This is a genomic window from Actinomadura sp. (genome assembly GCF_044508335.1).
Lineage (GTDB): Bacteria > Actinomycetota > Actinomycetes > Streptosporangiales > Streptosporangiaceae > Spirillospora.
Map to the genome: position 1 here is coordinate 1 of NZ_JBIQHY010000001.1, position 17,653 is coordinate 17,653.

Consider the following 17,653-nt stretch of genomic DNA (forward strand, 5'->3'; position numbering starts at 1 on the left):
CACGACGGGTTCACCCTCACCGACCTCGTCTCCTACGACCACAAGCACAACGAGGACAACGGCGAGGACAACCGCGACGGCACCGACGACAACCGCTCGTGGAACTGCGGCGTCGAAGGCCCCACCCGCGACCCCGCCGTGCTGAAGCTGCGCGCCCGCCAGCGCCGCAACTTCCTCGCCACGCTGTTCCTGTCGCAGGGCGTCCCGATGCTGTCGCACGGCGACGAGCTGGGACGCACGCAGAAGGGCAACAACAACGCCTACTGCCAGGACAACGAGACCGCCTGGGTCCACTGGGACGACTCGGGCGACATGGAGTTCGTCCGGATCCTGTCCCGGCTCCGGCACGACCACCCCGTGTTCCGGCGCCGCCGCTTCTTCACCGGGCGCGGCACGGGCGCCGCCGCCGACATCGCGTGGCTCACCCCGGCCGGCGACAGCATGACCGACGAGGACTGGAACGTCGGGTTCGCCAAGTCGCTCGGCGTGTTCCTCAACGGCGACGCCATCACCGAGCCCGATCCGCGCGGCCGCCGCGTCCGGGACGACTCGTTCCTGCTGCTGATCAACGCCGGGCCCGAGCCGCTGGAGTTCACCCTCCCCGGCGCCGAGTACGGCGACCGCTGGGAGTACACCCTCGACACGGCCGAACCCGACTCGTTCGGCGACCGCCCCCGGCTCAAGGCCCGCGACGCCGTCCTCCTCACCGACCGCTCACTCCTCGTGCTGAGGAGGCTGCCCTGAGCCCGCGGGTCAGGCGCGGGTGACCTCGATGACCGTGAGGAAGACCAGGACGACCGTCATGACCGCCACCGCGCCGTGGGCGGTGACCGCGGCGGCGGGGAACGCCTGCTCCACGCCGCGGGCGTGCCGGCCGCCGCGCCCGACGAGCCAGCGGGTGAACAGCATGAAGCCCTGCACGACCACGACCAGCAGCGCCGCGAACGCGACCCAGGCGTACGCGGCGTTCCCGGTGGCCAGGTAGGCGATCCAGACGCCGAGGCCGGCCACCGCCGCGAGCGGATGCCCCACCACGACCAGGATCGGAAACCGCGTCACCTTCGTCGAACGCCCCCCGTTCGCGGTCCAGATGACCAGCAGGTAGCCGCCCGGCACGGCGGCGAGGATCCACGCGCCCAGTGCCGCGTACCCCACCCCCCGCTCCCTTCTGTGCACTTGTGCTCCCCGTCCCCGAGGGCAAGTGTCGCCGCCCGGCACGCCCGGCATGACGGATTCCTACATATTGGTGCACAGTCTGTTATCCGCTCGGTCGAGCGGAACCTGAAGTAGCTTGAGAGGTCTATGCGGTCTCTGTCTCCGGAGCCCGGCGAGGTCGACCTCGCCGAGCGGTACGCGTATCCGCCCGGCGCCACCTGGATGCGGGCCAACATGGTCGCCAGCCTGGACGGCGCGGCGCAGCGCGACGGGCGCAGCGGCGGCCTCGGCAACGCCGCCGACCGGCACCTGTTCCTGCTGCTGCGCGGGCTCGCCGACGTGGTCGTCGTCGGCGCGGGCACGGTGCGCGCCGAGGGGTACGGGCCGGTCAAGCGCAGCGCGGGCTGGGACGGCGTGCGGGACGGGCGCACCCCCGTGCCGCCGATCGCGATCGTGTCCCGCTCGCTCGACCTGGACTTCGACGCGCCGATCTTCACGGAGGCGCAGGTCCCGACGATCGTGCTGACGACGGCGACCGCCGACCCCGTCCGGCTCAAGGCCGCGCGCGAACGCGCCGACGTCGTCGTCGCCGGGAGAGACGCGCTCGACTTCGCCGTCGCCGTGCGGGAGCTCGAGGCCCGCGGCCACCGGCGCCTCCTGTGCGAGGGCGGTCCGGCCTGCCTCGCGCAGATCGTGGCGGCCGGGCTGCTGGACGAGCTGTGCCTCACGCTGAGCCCCACGCTGCTCGGCGGGCACGCGCTGCGGATCGTGGACGGGCCTCCGGTGCCCGTCCCGCCGGACATGACGCTCGCCCACGCCCTGCAGGACGAGGACTTCCTCTTCCTCCGCTACGTCCGCAGCCGGTAGCGGGCGAACAGCACGCCCTCGTCGAGGTAGAGGGCCGTCGGCCGGAGCGGCACCTCGGCGTCCAGGGCGCCGAGGAGGCGGGTGTGGCGGGGGCCTCCGAGCAGGGTCGGGGCGATGCTGAGGCACAGCTCGTCGACGAGTGACGCGCGGATCAGCGCGGTCGCCAGGGCGGGGCCGCCTTCGCAGAGCAGATGCTCGTAACCGAGGTCGTCGTGGAGCGCCCTGACGGCGGCGGGGAGGTCGACGTCGTCGCCGCCCTCCGCGACGACCTGGACGTGGGCCGGGGCGCGCCTCCGGCCGCTCCGCGACGTCACCACGATGGTGGGCGTCTCGGCCTCGGTGAACAGCGGGAGCGTCCAGTCGAGGTCGAGGGAGCGGCTCACCACGACGGTGGGGGCGGGCGGCCTGCCGCGGCGCGCGCGCAGATCGCCGCGCAGGCGGGCAGGGCCGAGGCGCCCCGTGCGGACCGTGCCGGCGCCCACGAGGATCGCGTCGGTCAGCGCGCGCAGGGTGCGGAAGACGCGGAAGTCGGCTTCGCCGCCGAGGCGGTCCGTCCAGCCCTCGGCGTCGGTGACGGAGCCGTCCACGCTCATGACCATGCCGAGCCGCAGCCCCGGCTGGTCGCCGTAGGCGTCGTAGGGGTCGGCGAACGGGTCGGCGCCGGCGGCGGGCTCGGGCAGCAGACGGCGCATGACCTGCACGTTATCGGAACCCCGGGATGGCGCTTTGTCGGTGCCGGATAGCAAGATGGCGGAATGGACCTGCCGATCAGCCCGCCGCTGCCGCCGATGCTGGCCAAGGCGGTCAAGACCATGCCCAAGGGCGACCTGCTGTACGAGCCGAAGTGGGACGGCTTCCGCTGCATCGTGTTCCGCGACGGCGACGAGGTGGAGCTGTCCAGCCGCGGCAGGAAGCCGCTCACCCGGTACTTCCCCGAGGTGGTCGAGGCGGTGAAGCGCGAGCTGCCCGAGCGGTGCGTGGTGGACGGCGAGATCGTGCTGCCGAAGGGGACGCGCCTCGACTTCGACGGCCTGCAGCAGCGCATCCACCCGGCCGCGTCCCGGATCAAGCTGCTGTCGGAGGAGACGCCCGCCTCGTTCGTGGCGTTCGACCTGCTGGCGCTCGGCGGCGAGTCGCTGATGGAGGTTCCGCTCGGCGAGCGGCGGCGGCGCCTCGTCGACACGCTGTCCGGGGCGAAGGCGCCCGTCCACGTCACGCCGGCGTCCGACTCCTACGAGCTGGCGCTGCGCTGGTTCGACGAGTTCGAGGGCGCGGGGCTGGACGGCGTCATCGCCAAGCCGCGCGACAGCGTGTACGAGCCCGACAAGCGCGTCCTGTTCAAGGTCAAGCACGAGCGCACCGCCGACTGCGTGGTGGCGGGCTTCCGCTGGCACAAGTCCGGGCCGATCGTCGGTTCGCTGCTGCTCGGGCTCTACAACTCCGAGGGCAAGCTCCAGCATGTGGGGGTGGCGGCCTCGTTCACGATGGAGCGGCGCGCCGAGCTGGTGGAGGAGCTGCGGCCGTACCGGCTGGAGGACCTCTCCCAGCATCCGTGGTCGGAGTGGGCGAACCAGACGGAGGCGACCGTCGACCGCATGCCGGGGGCCGTCTCCCGCTGGACGGGCAAGAAGGACCTCAGCTGGGTTCCGCTGCGTCCGGAGCTGGTGGTGGAGGTGGCGTACGAGGCGATGGAGGGGAACCGCTTCCGGCACACGGCCCGGTTCCGGAACTGGCGTTCCGACCGGACGCCCGAGTCCTGCACCTACGAGCAGCTCGAGGTGCCGGTCGCCTACGACCTGGACGACATTTTCAGCGGCTCGGCCACGAGCGCCCGCGTCGACCGCTGAGCCGCCCGCCGGCGTCCGGCGGTGCCTTGAGGCGGCGCGTCTTCGCCTCACCGAGGGGCGCCGGGACGCAGCCGCGGGAGTCGAGCGCCTGCGATCGCCGGTGCTCGTGAGGAGCATGCGCACCGCTCGGAGCCGAGCGGTGTTTGCGGTGGCGCTGCAAGATCATGCAGAACGGTGCGAAGGATGCTAGGCTGGCAACTTGCAAGTTGCGCACAGAAAGCCCAATCCTACGTATAGGAGTGTAGCCGAAGCATGGGACTTCGTCAAGCGGACGCTGTCAACCCCGACCGCGACAATTCCGTGCCGATACACGCCGAGCAGGCTTACGTCGACCGCGTCTACGCGCGGCTCGACGCCGAGCGGGCCAAGGCCGAGGCCGCGCTCCGCGAGGGGCCGGCGGCGGGCGGCGGCGCCGCGTTCCAGGCGCGGGTGGAGCGCGCCGTCGCGACCGATGAGGCGGCCCGCCGGCTCGCCCGGCTCGGCGGCGTCGAGCACGGCCTGTGCTTCGGCCGGATCGACCACCGCGCCGGCGCGGACGGCCCCGGCGACACGTTCTACATCGGCCGCATCGGGCTCCGCGACGAGGACCACGAGCCCATCCTGATCGACTGGCGCGCCGCCGCGGCCCGGCCGTTCTACACCGCGACGCCCGGCGCGCCCGGCACCCTCGCGCGCCGCCGCCACCTGCACCTGCGGAACCGCGAGGTCGTCCGGCTCGACGACGAGGTCTTCGACCTGGAGGGCCTGGAGGAGTCGGAGCGGCGCGGCATCGTCGGCGAGGCCGCGCTGCTCGCCGCGCTCCGCCGCGGCCGCACGGGCCGGATGAGCGACGTGGTGGCGACCATCCAGGAGGAGCAGGACCAGGTCATCCGCTCGGGCCTGCACGGCGTGCTCGTCGTCCAGGGCGGCCCCGGCACCGGCAAGACCGTCGCGGCCCTGCACCGCGCCGCGTACCTGCTGTACACGCACCGGGACGTCCTCGAACGGCGCGGGGTGCTCATCGTCGGCCCGAACGCCACGTTCCTCCGCTACATCGAGCAGGTCCTTCCCGGCCTGGGCGAGACCGACGTCGTCCTGGCCACCGTCGGCGAGCTGTACCCCGGCCTCAAGGCGACCGCACGGGACACCCCCGACGTCGCCGTCGTCAAGGGCGACATCCGCATGGCCGACCTGGTGCAGGCGGCCGTCCGCGACCGGCAGCGCGCCCCCTCTGACGGCCTCCACATCGACACCGACGGCCTCACCCTCACCGTGGACGCCGAGAAGTGCGAGCAGATCCGCGACCGTGCCCGCGCCCTGCGCCTCCCCCACAACGTGCAGCGGCGCCGTTTCGTCCACGACATGCTGGAGGCCCTCGCCCTCAACCGGGCCGAGCAGTACGACCGCATCGTGGACGAGCCGCTGGAGGAGATGGCGAACTCCGGCGGCCTCCCCGACTGGCTCCAGGAACTCGTCGACGAGGCCAAGGACGAACCCCTCCTGGACGAAACGGACCTCCGCCTGGCCAAGGAGGCCCTCTGGCATGATCCGGCCGTCCGCAAGGCCGTCAACGAACTCTGGCCCGAGCTGACCCCGCAGCAGCTGCTGGCCGACCTGTACGCCTCCCCCGACACCCTCGCGCGGCTGGGCGCCGAAGTCGGCCTCCCGGACTGCGCGCTCCTGCACCGCCCCGCCGGCTCCCCCTGGACCGTCTCCGACGTCCCCCTCCTCGACGAGGCCGCCGAGCACCTCGGCGTGGACGACTCCGCCGAGCGGGCGCGCCGCCGCGCCGCCGACGCCGCCCGCGCCGAGGAGGAGCGCTACGCCGCCGAGGTCATCGAGACCGCCGGCACCGGCGACCTGCTCTCCGCCCGCGACGTGATCTCCGCGAGCGGCCTGGCCGACCGCCACCACGACGACGGCCCGCCCCTCACCACCGCGCAGCGCGCCCTCGCCGACCGCGAATGGGCGTACGGCCACGCGATCGTGGACGAGGCGCAGGAGCTGTCCGAGATGGCCTGGCGCACCGTCATGCGCCGCGTCCCGACCCGCTCCCTGACCGTCGTCGGCGACATCGCCCAGACCGGCAGCGCCGCCGGGGCGACCACCTGGGGCCAGATGCTCGACCGCTACGTCCCCGGCCGCTGGCGCGAGCAGCGCCTCCTCGTCAACTACCGCACCCCGGCCGCCATCATGCGGGTCGCCGCCCGCGTCCTCGCCGCCGTCGACCCGGGCCAGACGCCGCCCGCCCCGGTCCGCGACGACGGCCCGCCGCCCACCGCACTGGCCCTGCCGATCCCCGAACTCCCGGGCCTCGTCGACTCGGAGCTGGCCCGCATCACCGACGACGCCACCGCCGAGGGCCGCCTCGCCGTCATCACCTCCGGCGCCCGCCACGCCGCCGTCCGGGACGCCCTCCCGGACGCCGCCGCCGGCACCGCCCCGGAGGCCCTCGACGCCCCGGTGGTCGTCCTCACCGCCGAGGAGGCGAAGGGCCTGGAGTTCGACTCGGTCATCGTCGTGGACCCGTCAGGCATCCTGAACGAGTCCCCCAAGGGCGGCCAGGACCTCTACGTCGCCCTGACCCGCCCCACCCGCCGCCTGACCATCGTCCACGCCAACGACCTCCCGCCCCTCCTAGCGCCCCTGGAGTAGGGCGGAGAGCGTCCGGTCGAGTTCGGTCTTGATGATTTGGCCGGCTTCTGGGGGGTTTTGGGTGCGGATGGCGTCGATCAGGGCGGCGTGGGCGGCTCGGCCGTGGGCGGTGTCGGACGTGCGGACGTCCACCAGGGCCGCGAGGTCGAGGAGGCCGTCGCGCAGGACGGGGACGAACTCGGCGAACAGGTCGGCGAGGACCGGGTTGTGCGCGGCGGCCACGACGGCGGTGTGCAGGGCGATGTCGGCGTCGATGAACGCCTCGATGGCGGGGCCGGCGAAGGCCTCGTCGCGGGCGGCCAGGGCCGCGTCGAGGGCGGTGAGGTCGGCGTCGGTGCGGCGCTCGGCGGCCAGTTCGGCGGCGCGGACCTCCAGCATCATGCGGATCTCGTAGACGTCGGCGACGGAGGCGCGGCGGAGCCGGGCCGGCCAGTCCTCGTCCGGCTCGGTCGCGATGACGAAGACGCCGGCGCCCTGGCGGGCCTGGACGAGGCCCGCGCCGGCCAGGGCGCGCAGGGCCTCGCGGACGGTGGAGCGGCCCACGCCGAGGTCGCGGGCCAGGGTCGTCTCGCCGGGGAGCTTCGCGCCGACCGGCCAGGAGCCGTCCGCGATGCGGTCGCGCAGGCGCTGGGCGGCCTGCTCGACGAGCGGGCTGGGCCGCAGGGGGCCGAGCGGGACTCGGCTGTTCGGGCTGGCGGGCGGCATGCGGGGTCCTTCGCGGTGGGCGGACGGCCAGGATATCCCCACTCAGCTTGTCTGAGGAGCTGAGGTGTGGTTAGGTGGCCGACATGTCGTGGCGGGTGCTTCTCCTCGGTCGCCGCGGCGGGGCCTGATCCAGACCGGCACCCCGCCGCGGGGTCCGGTGCTGCCGGTCGTCCGGCGACGAAGTGAGGACACGCCCCGATGAACTTCCCGACCCTGCGCACCCCGTCCGGCCCAGCGGACGGACCCTTCTGGAACCCGCAGCGCGGCAGCTCCATGCCTTTCCACCGGTACCGGTCGATCCACGACCGCGTGCCGTCGCCCGTCCCCGAGGTCGACCGCACCTGGCCGTCCCGGCGCATCGAGAAGGCGCCGCTGTGGGTGCCCGTCGACCTGCGGGACGGCAACCAGGCGCTGGCCGAGCCCATGGACACCCCCCGCAAGCGCCGCATGTTCGACCTCTTCGTGGCGATGGGCTTCAAGGAGATCGAGGTCGGCTACCCGTCGGCCAGCCAGACCGACTTCGACTTCGTCCGGCACCTGGCCGAGACGGGGATACCGGACGACGTGACGCCCGTGGTGTTCACGCCGGCGCGGCGCGAGCTGATCGAGCGGACGTTCGAGTCGATCGAGGGCCTGCCCCGGGCGGTCGTCCACCTGTACACGGCGACCGGGCCGGTGTGGCGCGGCGTCGTGCTGGGCTCCGACCGGGCCGGCGTGAAGCGGCTGATCCTGGACGGGGCGGCCGACGTGGCGCGGCTCGCATGGCCCGGCGTGCGGTTCGAGTTCTCCCCGGAGACGTTCAACTTCACCGAACCGGACTACGCGCTGGAGGTGTGCGACGCGGTCACCGAGCTGTGGGACGCCTCGGCCGACCGGCCGGTGATCCTGAACCTGCCCGCGACCGTGGAGATCGCCACGCCGAACGTGTACGCCGACCAGATCGAGTACATGCACCGGAACCTGGCCCGGCGGGACGCGGTGATCCTTTCCGTGCACCCGCACAACGACCGCGGGACGGGCGTCGCCTGCGCCGAGCTGGCGCTGCTCGCCGGCGCGCAGCGGGTCGAGGGCTGCCTGTTCGGCAACGGCGAGCGGACGGGCAACGTCGACCTCGTCACCCTGGCGCTGAACCTGCACGCGCAGGGCGTCGACCCGATGATCGACTTCTCCGACATCGACGAGATCCGCCGGACGGTCGAGTACTGCAACCGGCTGCCCGTCCACGAGCGGCACCCGTACGGCGGCGACCTCGTGTACACGGCGTTCTCCGGGACGCACCAGGACGCGATCGGCAAGGGCATGGCCGCCCACGCCCGCCGCGCCGAGGTGACCGGGACGCCGCCGGAGCAGCTGCCGTGGGACGTCCCGTACCTGCCGATCGACCCCGCCGACGTCGGACGCGGGTACGAGGCGGTCATCCGCGTCAACAGCCAGTCCGGCAAGGGCGGGATCTCCTACCTGCTGCGCACCGGGTACGGGCTCGAACTGCCGCGCCGCCTGCAGATCGAGTTCTCCCAGGTGGTGCAGCGGGCGACGGACGGCAGCGGCGAGGAGATCACGGCGGCGGAGCTGTGGGACCTGTTCCGCGCCGAGTACCTCGACGCGTCCGGCCCGGTCTCGGTGGCCGAATGGCGGACCTCGCACACCGGCCCCGCGCGGCACGACTTCACCGGCGTCATCCGCGTGGACGGCGACGAGCGGGAGCACACCGGCTCGGGCAACGGCCCCATCGACGCGCTCGCCGACGCCCTGTCGTCCGCCGGGATCAAGGTGGACGTCCTGCAGTTCGTGCAGCACTCCACCGAGTCGGGCCCCGACGCCATGGCCGCCGCCTACGCCGAATGCCGGGTCGACGGCGTCACGTCGTGGGGCGCCGGGCGCGACACGTCCGTGCTGACCGCCTCGGTGGAGGCCGTCCTGTCCGCGGTGAACCGCGCGAAGCGCTAGTCGCGGCGGCGGCCGAGCGTGCGCCGCCAGGACAGGCCGGTCCCGGGGATCCGGAACACCACCTGGCGGCGCCCGTCCGCGGACCGCGTGTAGCGGGCGCCGCGGGCGCCGACGCTGTGCCCGACGCCCTTCTTGGACAGGTTGATGCGGAACGGCCCCATCCGGATTGCTTTTCGATAGCTCCAACCCATGCGGCGGGGGATGCCCGGACGACCTCCGGGCATCCCCCGCCGCCGTCGCGGACGGACCGAGATCACGGTTTCGGCCGGACCGGTCGAAGCAAGGGCAGGAGGTGACCAAATCCGATCCGAGTTCGTCACGCGCCGCCCTTTACCGCGCGTCCCCGGGCGAGGAGCGTGTGCCCCCGTAGAGATCATTTTCTCAGCTCCCGGAGGTGCGGGTTGGCCAGGCGATCCCTGAGACGAACCCGGCGGACGATGACGGTGGCCGCGCTGACCGGCGCCGCGCTCGCCGGCGCGGGCGGCGGCGCGACGGCGCTGGCCCAGCCGTCCCCGAAGATCGTGGTGAAGGACGGCGTCACCCAGCCGGTCTTCTCCTACGAGGACGCGATCCGCGAGCACGTCTACGTCGAGTCGAGCGTCGACAGCGACGGGGACGGCGCGAAGGACCGCGTCAACGTCGACATCATCCGGCCCGAGGAGACCGAGCACGGCCTCAAGGTGCCGGTGATCATGGACGAGAGCCCGTACTACGACAACGCCGGGCGCGGCAACGAGAGCGAGCTCAAGACCTACGACGCGGACGGGGACCCGGTGAAGTTCCCGCTGTTCTACGACAACTACTTCGTCCCGCGCGGGTACGCGTTCCTGGCCGTCGACATGGTCGGGACGACCCGCTCCGACGGCTGCCCGGTCAGCGGCGGGCCCACCGACGTCCTCGGCGGCAAGGCCGTCGTCGACTGGCTCAACGGCCGCGCCAAGGCGTACCGGCCGGACGGGACGCCGGTCGAGGCCGCCTGGACGACCGGCCGCACCGGCATGATCGGCAAGTCCTACGACGGGACGCTCGCCAACGGCGTCGCCGCCACCGGCGTCAAGGGGCTGGAGACGATCGTCCCGATCTCGGCGATCAGCAGCTGGTACGACTACAGCCGCATGAACGGCGTGAAGTACTGGACGGACGAGCAGCCGGGGCTGGCGAGCTACGTCGACACCGACCCGCCCGAGAAGTGCGCCGAGGTCAACGCCGCCCTCGACGCGGGCGAGGACGACGCGACCGGCGACTACAACGCCTACTGGAAGACCGCCGACTACCGGCACGGCACGATCGCGCGCGCGTCGCGCGTCCGCGCCAGCGTGTTCGCCGCGCACGGCGTCAACGACCTGAACGTCAAGGACGACCAGTTCGCCGAGTGGTGGCGGGCGCTCGCGCGGAACGGCGTGCGGCGCAAGGTGTGGCTGTCGCAGCGCGGCCACGTCGACCCGTTCGACATCCGCCGGGACGCGTGGGTGGACACCCTGCACCGCTGGTTCGACCACGAGCTGCAGAAGATCCCGAACGGGATCATGCGGGAGCCGCGCGCCGACATCGAGATCGGCCCGGACCAGTGGATCACCCAGCGCGACTGGCCGTCCCGCGACGCGCACGAGATCGTCCTGCGTCCCGGGCCCGGCGGCACGCTCGGGCTGGAGCGCGCACCGCACGGCGCGACGGCGGCGTTCACCGACGCGCCCGGCCCGCGCGGCGGCGGCCAGTCCGAGGGCGCGATGGTCTCCGACCCGGCGGCGGCCCGGCCGTACCGGGCGGCGTTCGTGTCCGAGCCGCTCCCCGCGACCGGGCGCCTCTCCGGCACCCCGGACGTCCGCCTGCGGATCAAGCTCGACAAGCCCACGTCCAACCTGACCGCGCTCCTCGTCGACTACGGCGAGGACACCCGCGTGAACTACCTCGGCTCCGGCGCGGGCATCCGCACCCTCGACACCGAGGACTGCCATGGCCAGAGCACGGCCGCCGACGACGCCTGCTACAGGCAGACCGAGGTCACCACGGTCACGTCGCCGGTGAACGTGATCGCCCGGGGCTGGCTCGACGCGCAGAACGCCCATTCCCTGAGCCGCCCGCGGCCCCTGAAGCCGGGCCGCTACCACACCGTCGGCTGGGAGACGCTCAGCCAGGAGTACCTGCTGAAGAAGGGCCACCGCCTGGCCCTCGTCCTCGCCGGCACCGACGCCGACTACAACACCGAGACGCCCACGGGCGCCCAGGTCACCCTGGACCTGCGCGGCACGTCGATCACCGTCCCGGTGACGGCCGCCGGCGACGACCCGGCCGCGATGATCGCCCCGTCCCAGCGCACCGCGCCGTGGCGAGGCCCGTCGGAGGTCACCCTCCCCGTCCAGCCGCGCGACCTCTACTGATCCGTCCCCGTGACCGCGGCGGCCCGGCGCTCCCTCGGAGCGGCGGGCCGCCGGCCGGTCAGAGCGCGATCGCCTCGCCGGGGTCCAGGAGGTGGAGGCGGTCGGCCAGGCCGGCCTTGGCGAACGCGGGCGCGATGGTGTCGCGGCCCTGGGTGAAGTGCGCCCAGCCCTCGAAGTGCAGCGGGACGACCTGCGCGGTGCGCAGGATCCCGGCGGCCTCGGCGGCGGCCTCGCTGCCCAGCGTCAGGTCGGCGTCGCCGATCAGCGGGGTCCGGGCGGCGCCCATGAAGAGCACGGCGACGTCGAACGGGGCGAAGCGGCCGGCGATGGCGCGGACGACGTCGAGGGAGGCGTTGTCGCCGCTGACATAGGTCGCCGGCACACCGTCGCCGGACAGGACGAAGCCGGTGACCGGGCCGGTGAGGTGCTCGGTGCCGTCCGGGCCGTGCTGGGCGGGGACGCCGGTGACGCGGAGGACTCCCCCGCCGGGGCGGGGCAGTTCGACGTGCTCCCAGTTCGGCAGGGCGCGGGCGGTGCCCCCGAGGCGGCCCGCGGCGGTCTCCGTCGTCAGCGTCAGCGGGACGCCGGCCAGGTAGGCGCGGCCGCCCCTGTCCAGGTTGTCGGGATGCTGGTCGTGGGAGAGCAGCACCGCGTCGACCGGGCCGATCCCGTCCGGGCCGAGGACGGCGCCGGCGGTCTTGGTGAGCTTCCGGTCGCCGATCGGGTAGTCGCCGGCCGCGTCGAACGTCGGGTCGACGACGAGGCGCACGCCTCCGATCTCCATGACCGCGGTCGGGCCGCCGAGATACCGGACGCTCAACGAGGACATGACACCGCCTTCAGGTCGATCACATGACGCTCTCGTAATCCCGGCGCGGCGCCGGAAATTCCCGTGTCAGCGGTTGTCGGTGTCCTTGCTGGGCTGCACGCGCTTGGGCTCGCCCGGCATCTTCGGGTAGTTCGGCGGATAGGGCATGTCGCCGAGGCCGTGGTCCTTCTCGTCGCGGTCGGCCATGTCGAGGAGGGGTTCCAGCGAGAAGGACTCGTCGTCGATGGTCGCGTGGAGGTCGCCCAGCTCGGCGAAGCGGGCCGGCATCGTGGCGATCGTGAAGTCGCGCGGGTCGACGTCGGGCAGTTCGTCCCAGGTCACGGGGGCGGAGACGGGGGCGTGCGGGGCCGGGCGGACGCTGTAGGCCGAGGCGATGGTCCTGTCCCTCGCATTCTGATTGAAGTCGATGAAGACTTGCTCCCCTCTTTCCTCTTTCCACCACTTTGTGGTGACTTCGGCGGGGTTGCGGCGTTCGACTTCGCGGGCGAAGGCCAGCGCGGCCCGCCTGACCTCGGTGAACGTCCAGCGGGGCTCGATGCGGACGTAGATGTGCACGCCCGCCTTGCCGGACGTCTTGACATAGCCCGTGTACCCCAGCTCCGACAGCAGGTCGCGGGCCGGGCCGAGGGCCACCCGGACGGCGTCGGAGAAGTCGGTGCCCGGCTGCGGGTCGAAGTCGATGCGCAGCTCGTCCGGGTGGTCGACGTCCCCCTTGCGGACGGGCCACGGGTGGAACGTCAGCGTGCCGAGGTTCGCCGCCCAGGCGATCACCGCCGGCTCGGTCGGGCAGACCTCGTCGGCGGACCGCCCGCTGGGGAAGGCGATGCGGGCGGTCTGCACCCAGTCGGGCGCGCCCTTCGGGATGCGCTTCTGGTAGAACGCGTCGGACTTGCCCGCGCCCATGCCGGCCTGGCCGCGCGCGTAGTCTTCGCGGGTGGCCATCCGGGCGCCCTCGAAGACCCCGGCCGGCCAGCGCTCCAGCGTCGTCGGGCGGTTCCGGGTGGCGCGCAGGATGCCGTCCCCGACGGCCGCGTAGTACTCCACCAGCTGCCGCTTGGTGTAGCCGTGGTCAGGGAAGTAGACCTTGTCGGGGTTGGTCACCTTGACGAGGCGATCCCCGACCGGGATCTCGATGAAGGGCGAGGCCATGAGTGCACGTTAACCCACGTGCACGACAGTCCACCGGAGCGTCCGCTCCGGGTACCGTCGGAGGCATGGAGAAGATCCGCAAGAGCGAGGACGAGTGGCGGGCGCAGCTCAGCCCCGAGGAGTTCCACGTGCTGCGCGAGGCGGGCACGGAGAAGCCCTTCACCGGTGAGTACACCGACACCAAGACCGTCGGCGTGTACCGGTGCCGCGCCTGCGGGACCGAGCTGTTCCGGTCGGAGGCCAAGTTCGAGAGCCACTGCGGATGGCCGTCGTTCTATGAGCCCTCGGACTCCGACAAGGTCACGCTGATCGAGGACCGCTCCCTCGGCATGGTCCGCACCGAGGTGCGGTGCGCGGTGTGCGACTCCCACCTGGGCCACGTGTTCCACGGCGAGGGCTACGACACCCCGACCGACGACCGGTACTGCATCAACTCGATCTCCCTCACCCTCGAACCCGCCGAGTAGTCAACCCCCGCGCGGCCCCGGACGTCCCACGGGCGAGAGCGGAGCGTCAGGGGCCTTGCATGGACGAGTCCGACCACCACGAGTCCGACGATCACGAGTTCGACCGAAACGAGTTCGACCACTACGAGCTGGCTCACCTCTGCGGCGGTCCCGTCCGGGTCGTGCAGACCGCGGTGCTCGCCCTCGACCGGGCGCGCCGCATCCGGATGTCGCGCGGGACGCACCGGGTCGACGTCGTGCGCCGCGAGTCCGAAGACCCGGTGCAGGCCGCGGTGCTCGCCGCGATCCCGCGCAGCGGGCGCCTGCTCGGCCAGGTGATCGAGGCCGCCGCACGAGCCCCGGAGACGGCCGAGGCCGCCGCCCGGCTGGCGGAGGCCGGCCTGGTCCGCCGCGGGTCGGCCAAGCTCACCCGGCGCGGCAGGGCGGTACGCCGCGGCCTCGTCCGGGACGGCGCGGACGAGGCGTCCGCCCTCCGCCGGTTCGCGGTGATCGGCCCGGCGGGCGTCGAGGACGCGCGGCTGCGGGAGATCCTGGAGAGCGGCGACCCCAAGCCGATCAAGCTCCCCCACCCGCGGTGGCACGGCCACCGCCTGGAGTCGAGCGGGCATTCCGGCCTCGGGTACTCGGGCTACGACAGCGGCGGCGACGGCGGCGGGAGCGACGGCGGCGGCTACTAGCGCCGGGCCGCCGGCGGGCGCCGGGGACGCTAGGGGGTCTCGCCGACCTCGCAGTCGTCCTTGTCGCTCTGCTTGTTGGCGAGGACGACGCTGCCGTTGTCGTCGCTCTTGCCGTGGACGAAGACGCGCGGCTCGTCGTCGCCGCCGTCCTCCAGGAACTGGGTCGTCCATTCGCACAGGTCGATGGCGGGCCTGGAGTTCTCGTCGTCCTCGCCCAGGTCGGTGTAGACGCGCACGAACGCGCCGCTGCGGCGGACGTCGGTGACGTGCCCGACGACCTTGCCGTCCGGGTCCTTCGTCCTGAAGTACGGCACCGCGTCGGGGATCTCGTCGGGATCCCCGGTGACGGCCTCGACCTTCTCGTGCGGGGACGGGGACGTCGCCGCGCGGGCGGCCGCGTGCGGCTGCGGGGAGGAGGAGCCGCCGGTCAGCACCGGGACGGTGGCGGCGGCGACCGCCGCCAGCGCCGCCGCGGCGCCGGCCGCGGACAGCCGGCGCCGGCGGGACCTCAGCACCGCCGTGACCAGCCGGTTCAAGCGGACCGCGAACTCGGACGGCGGCCGCGCGTGCCGCCCCCGGGGCCGCCGGTCGGGAGAGTCGGTCACGGACGCACCCTACTGCCGATCCGCCCCGCTCCCGGGCCGGTCAGGCCAGATTCGCGACGAGCTCGGCGACCGGCTTGCGGCGGCCGGTGTAGAACGGCACCTCCAGGCGGGTGTGCAGCCGCGCCTTCGCACCGCGCAGGTGGCGCATCAGGTCGACGATGCGGTGCAGCTCGTCGGCCTCGAACGCCAGCATCCACTCGTAGTCGCCGAGCGCGAACGCCGACACGGTGTTGGCGCGGACGTCGGGGTACTCGCGCGCCATCCTGCCGTGCTCGGCGAGCATCGCGCGGCGCTCCTCGTCCGGCAGCAGGTACCACTCGTAGGACCGGACGAACGGGTAGACGCACACGTAGTTGCGCGGCTCCTCGTCGGCGAGGAACGCCGGGATGTGGCTCTTGTTGAACTCGGCGGGGCGGTGCAGCGCCATCTGCGACCACACGGGCTCGCTGGCGCGGCCCATGGCCGTCCGGCGGAACCGGGTGTAGACCTCCTGGAGGTCGTCGGACGTGGGCGCGTGCCACCAGAACATGAAGTCGGCGTCGGCCCGCAGGCCGGCGACGTCGTAGGAGCCGCGGGTGGTCACGTCCTTCTCGGCCGCCTGGTCGAGGAGGTCCTGCACCTCGGCGGCGTCCTGCTCGCCGAGGGTGCCGGGCTTCGCGAGGCGGAAGACCGACCACATGGTGTAGCGGATGACGTTATTGAGTTCGCGTGCCTTCGGCTTGCCCGCCTGATCGGCCATGATCCACTCCTTCTCGACTGCGCAGGTGGTCCAGGACCCGGGTCGCCGCCGCCCGCGCCGAGGCGATGCACGCGGGGATGCCGAGGCCGTCGTAGGCGGCGCCGGCGACGGCCAGCCCCGGCGCGCCGGCGACCGCGGACCGGACCTTGGCCACGCGGTCGGCGTGGCCCACGTTGTACTGCGGGAGCCCGCCGCCCCACCGGGTCACCCGGCTCTCGGCCGGCAGCTCGGTGACGCCGCACGTCGCGGCGAGCTCGGCCATGGCGGTGGCGACCAGCTCCTCGTCGGCCCGCTGGAGCGTGTGCTCCTCGCCGAAGCGCCCGATGGAGCAGCGCACCGCGATGACGCCGGGGTCGCGGTCGCGCAGGTGAGGCCATTTTACCGAGCTGAACGTGACGGCCTTGACCCCCCGGCCGCCGCGCCCGGGGTCGCTCTCCACGCCGGGGACGAGGTAGCCGCTGCCCTTCGGCGGGCGCGGGAACGCGGTGGCGCGGTAGGCGAGGGTGACGATCGCCATGCTGGCGTAGTCGATGCCGGCCAGCTCGCGGGCGGCGGCGGGCACCTCCTCCTTGAGCAGCCGGGACGCGGGGGCCGCCGGCACCGCGACCACCACGGCGTCGGCGTCCAGGTACTCGGGGTCGCGGGTCGGGCCGATGGTGAGCCGCCAGCCGTCCGGCGTGCGGCGCAGCTCGCGGACCATCGCGCCGGTCCGCACCGTCCCGCCGGCGGCGGTGATGTCGTCGGCGACGAGGTGCGGGAGCGTGCCGAGCCCGTCCGGCAGCGTCGCGAAGACGGGGCCCGGGTCCTTCGGCGCGGCGTCCCGCATGCCCTGCACGGCGCCGATCAGCGAGCGGCGGCCGCGCGCGGCGGCGGCGACGGCGGGCAGCGTCGAGTCGAACGACAGCAGCTCGACCCGCCCCGCGTACACGCCGCCGAGCAGCGGCTCGACGAGCCGGTCGACGACCTCGCGGCCGACGCGGGCGCCGATGAAGTCGGCGACGGACACGTCCCCGCCGCGCGGCGTCTCCGGCAGGACGAGGTCGAGCGGGACGCGGGCGAGGCCGGCCGGCGACAGCACCCCCGACGCGGCGAGCGCCTTCAGATCGCTCGGGACGCCCATGACCTGGCCGGACGGGAGCGGGCGCAGCGCGCCGCGGCTGAGGATCGCCGAGGAGGTGGTGCCGGGGTTCACCAGGTCGGCGGAGCGGCCGAGGGCGCGCACGAGGTCCATCCCCTCGGGGCGGCGGGCGAGCATCGACTCGGCGCCCTCGTCCACCGGGACGCCGGCGATCTCGCTGACCCGGAGCTTGCCGCCGATCTGGGGGGAGCCTTCGAGCACGGTCACCCGCACGCCGTCCCGGGCGAGCACGCGGGCGGCGGCGAGGCCCGCGATGCCGCCCCCGACGACAACGGCATGGGACGTGGTCATGGCTCCAGCCTTCCAGACGCCCCGCCGGATCGTGCACCGGGGCGGCCGGAGCGGCGAGCATCACATCGCCGGTCCGGCGCACCGCGGGCTGCTGTTCTGTCGCGGATGTGACAAGACCCGGCATATCATGCCAGTGAATACTGGCATGTAGGATCCTCCGGGCTCGCGTCCGGTCACGGCCCGCAGCGGGGGCGGGCCGTGACCGGCGCGGCCGCGCCACGGCCC

General features: G+C 73.4%; 16 protein-coding genes and 1 pseudogene. 8 read left to right on the forward strand and 9 right to left on the reverse strand.

The annotated features are described in order from the left end of the window. Positions 1 to 744: pseudogene (locus ACIWVC_RS00005) on the forward strand (glycogen debranching enzyme); the annotation flags it as partial. Between the two features lie 9 nt (positions 745 to 753). Here ACIWVC_RS00005 and ACIWVC_RS00010 read toward each other — a convergent pair. Next, entirely contained in the window at positions 754 to 1,155 is a 402-nt protein-coding gene (locus tag ACIWVC_RS00010) for a hypothetical protein (protein WP_396445434.1), read from the reverse strand. 147 nt (positions 1,156 to 1,302) lie between these two features. Here ACIWVC_RS00010 and ACIWVC_RS00015 point away from each other — a divergent pair, with 147 nt between their 5' ends. Continuing rightward, positions 1,303 to 2,022, forward strand: coding sequence for a pyrimidine reductase family protein (locus ACIWVC_RS00015; RefSeq protein WP_396445433.1), 720 nt, complete (start codon positions 1,303 to 1,305; stop codon positions 2,020 to 2,022). On the opposite strand, the gene ACIWVC_RS00020 is transcribed toward ACIWVC_RS00015, so the two are convergent. Then, positions 2,004 to 2,714 carry a dihydrofolate reductase family protein gene (locus ACIWVC_RS00020; protein WP_396445432.1) on the reverse strand — a complete coding sequence of 237 codons (711 nt, stop codon included), beginning with the start codon at positions 2,712 to 2,714 and terminating at the stop codon, positions 2,004 to 2,006. The genes ACIWVC_RS00015 and ACIWVC_RS00020 overlap by 19 nt on opposite strands. Before the next feature lie 63 nt (positions 2,715 to 2,777). Between ACIWVC_RS00020 and ACIWVC_RS00025 the strand changes: the two genes are divergently transcribed. After that, entirely contained in the window at positions 2,778 to 3,869 is a 1,092-nt protein-coding gene (locus ACIWVC_RS00025) for an ATP-dependent DNA ligase (protein ID WP_396445431.1), read from the forward strand. A gap of 252 nt (positions 3,870 to 4,121) precedes the next feature. After that, positions 4,122 to 6,503 carry a HelD family protein gene (locus ACIWVC_RS00030; RefSeq protein ID WP_396445430.1) on the forward strand — a complete coding sequence of 794 codons (2,382 nt, stop codon included), beginning with the start codon at positions 4,122 to 4,124 and terminating at the stop codon, positions 6,501 to 6,503. On the opposite strand, the gene ACIWVC_RS00035 is transcribed toward ACIWVC_RS00030, so the two are convergent. After that, positions 6,486 to 7,208, reverse strand: a complete 723-nt coding sequence (locus ACIWVC_RS00035) for a FadR/GntR family transcriptional regulator (RefSeq protein ID WP_396445429.1) — start codon at positions 7,206 to 7,208, stop codon at positions 6,486 to 6,488. The genes ACIWVC_RS00030 and ACIWVC_RS00035 overlap by 18 nt on opposite strands. A 198-nt stretch (positions 7,209 to 7,406) precedes the next feature. Between ACIWVC_RS00035 and leuA the strand changes: the two genes are divergently transcribed. Beyond that, the gene (gene leuA / locus ACIWVC_RS00040; RefSeq protein WP_396445428.1) at positions 7,407 to 9,155 is read left to right on the forward strand and encodes a 2-isopropylmalate synthase; all 1,749 of its coding nucleotides are present in this window, start codon (positions 7,407 to 7,409) and stop codon (positions 9,153 to 9,155) included. On the opposite strand, the gene ACIWVC_RS00045 is transcribed toward leuA, so the two are convergent. Further along, positions 9,152 to 9,379 carry a DUF4236 domain-containing protein gene (locus tag ACIWVC_RS00045; protein WP_396453704.1) on the reverse strand — a complete coding sequence of 76 codons (228 nt, stop codon included), beginning with the start codon at positions 9,377 to 9,379 and terminating at the stop codon, positions 9,152 to 9,154. The genes leuA and ACIWVC_RS00045 overlap by 4 nt on opposite strands. A gap of 213 nt (positions 9,380 to 9,592) precedes the next feature. Here ACIWVC_RS00045 and ACIWVC_RS00050 point away from each other — a divergent pair, with 213 nt between their 5' ends. Further along, the gene (locus ACIWVC_RS00050) at positions 9,593 to 11,533 is read left to right on the forward strand and encodes a Xaa-Pro dipeptidyl-peptidase (protein WP_396445426.1); all 1,941 of its coding nucleotides are present in this window, start codon (positions 9,593 to 9,595) and stop codon (positions 11,531 to 11,533) included. A 58-nt stretch (positions 11,534 to 11,591) separates the two neighbouring features. On the opposite strand, the gene ACIWVC_RS00055 is transcribed toward ACIWVC_RS00050, so the two are convergent. Further along, positions 11,592 to 12,362, reverse strand: coding sequence for an MBL fold metallo-hydrolase (locus tag ACIWVC_RS00055; RefSeq protein ID WP_396445425.1), 771 nt, complete (start codon positions 12,360 to 12,362; stop codon positions 11,592 to 11,594). A 66-nt stretch (positions 12,363 to 12,428) separates the two neighbouring features. Next, positions 12,429 to 13,511, reverse strand: coding sequence for a DNA polymerase domain-containing protein (locus tag ACIWVC_RS00060; RefSeq protein WP_396445424.1), 1,083 nt, complete (start codon positions 13,509 to 13,511; stop codon positions 12,429 to 12,431). 65 nt (positions 13,512 to 13,576) lie between these two features. On the opposite strand from ACIWVC_RS00060, the gene msrB reads away from it, so the two are divergent. Together msrB and ACIWVC_RS00070 are read left to right on the forward strand one after the other, a co-directional pair. Next, complete coding sequence (msrB, locus tag ACIWVC_RS00065; RefSeq protein WP_396445423.1) at positions 13,577 to 13,978, forward strand: peptide-methionine (R)-S-oxide reductase MsrB; 402 nt, start codon at positions 13,577 to 13,579, stop codon at positions 13,976 to 13,978. Positions 13,979 to 14,037: 59 nt separating this feature from the next. Beyond that, positions 14,038 to 14,655 (forward strand): TIGR04222 domain-containing membrane protein, encoded by a 618-nt coding sequence (locus ACIWVC_RS00070; RefSeq protein WP_396445422.1) that lies wholly within the window; start codon positions 14,038 to 14,040, stop codon positions 14,653 to 14,655. Between the two features lie 29 nt (positions 14,656 to 14,684). On the opposite strand, the gene ACIWVC_RS00075 is transcribed toward ACIWVC_RS00070, so the two are convergent. From ACIWVC_RS00075 to hemG, 3 genes are read right to left on the reverse strand one after another with little or no spacing between them, the layout of a single operon-like run. Then, a complete protein-coding gene (locus ACIWVC_RS00075; protein WP_396445421.1) occupies positions 14,685 to 15,260 on the reverse strand; it encodes a hypothetical protein in 576 nt (191 codons plus the stop codon). 40 nt (positions 15,261 to 15,300) lie between these two features. After that, positions 15,301 to 15,999 carry a hydrogen peroxide-dependent heme synthase gene (hemQ, locus tag ACIWVC_RS00080; RefSeq protein WP_396445420.1) on the reverse strand — a complete coding sequence of 233 codons (699 nt, stop codon included), beginning with the start codon at positions 15,997 to 15,999 and terminating at the stop codon, positions 15,301 to 15,303. Next, entirely contained in the window at positions 15,956 to 17,428 is a 1,473-nt protein-coding gene (gene hemG / locus ACIWVC_RS00085; protein WP_396445419.1) for a protoporphyrinogen oxidase, read from the reverse strand. Before hemG ends, hemQ begins: the two co-directional genes overlap by 44 nt. Between the last annotated feature and the right edge of the window lie 225 nt (positions 17,429 to 17,653).

Bases quoted from the DNA above. Each gene is read 5' to 3' on its own strand.
- ACIWVC_RS00015 (WP_396445433.1), top strand. From the start codon at position 1,303: ATGCGGTCTCTGTCTCCGGAGCCCGGCGAGGTCGACCTCGCCGAGCGG.
- ACIWVC_RS00020 (WP_396445432.1), bottom strand. From the start codon at position 2,714: ATGCGCCGTCTGCTGCCCGAGCCCGCCGCCGGCGCCGACCCGTTCGCC.
- ACIWVC_RS00025 (WP_396445431.1), top strand. From the start codon at position 2,778: ATGGACCTGCCGATCAGCCCGCCGCTGCCGCCGATGCTGGCCAAGGCG.
- ACIWVC_RS00030 (WP_396445430.1), top strand. From the start codon at position 4,122: ATGGGACTTCGTCAAGCGGACGCTGTCAACCCCGACCGCGACAATTCC.
- ACIWVC_RS00035 (WP_396445429.1), bottom strand. From the start codon at position 7,208: ATGCCGCCCGCCAGCCCGAACAGCCGAGTCCCGCTCGGCCCCCTGCGG.
- leuA (WP_396445428.1), top strand. From the start codon at position 7,407: ATGAACTTCCCGACCCTGCGCACCCCGTCCGGCCCAGCGGACGGACCC.
- ACIWVC_RS00045 (WP_396453704.1), bottom strand. From the start codon at position 9,379: ATGCCCGGAGGTCGTCCGGGCATCCCCCGCCGCATGGGTTGGAGCTAT.
- ACIWVC_RS00050 (WP_396445426.1), top strand. From the start codon at position 9,593: ATGACGGTGGCCGCGCTGACCGGCGCCGCGCTCGCCGGCGCGGGCGGC.
- ACIWVC_RS00055 (WP_396445425.1), bottom strand. From the start codon at position 12,362: ATGTCCTCGTTGAGCGTCCGGTATCTCGGCGGCCCGACCGCGGTCATG.
- ACIWVC_RS00060 (WP_396445424.1), bottom strand. From the start codon at position 13,511: ATGGCCTCGCCCTTCATCGAGATCCCGGTCGGGGATCGCCTCGTCAAG.
- msrB (WP_396445423.1), top strand. From the start codon at position 13,577: ATGGAGAAGATCCGCAAGAGCGAGGACGAGTGGCGGGCGCAGCTCAGC.
- ACIWVC_RS00070 (WP_396445422.1), top strand. From the start codon at position 14,038: ATGGACGAGTCCGACCACCACGAGTCCGACGATCACGAGTTCGACCGA.
- hemQ (WP_396445420.1), bottom strand. From the start codon at position 15,999: ATGGCCGATCAGGCGGGCAAGCCGAAGGCACGCGAACTCAATAACGTC.
- hemG (WP_396445419.1), bottom strand. From the start codon at position 17,428: ATGACCACGTCCCATGCCGTTGTCGTCGGGGGCGGCATCGCGGGCCTC.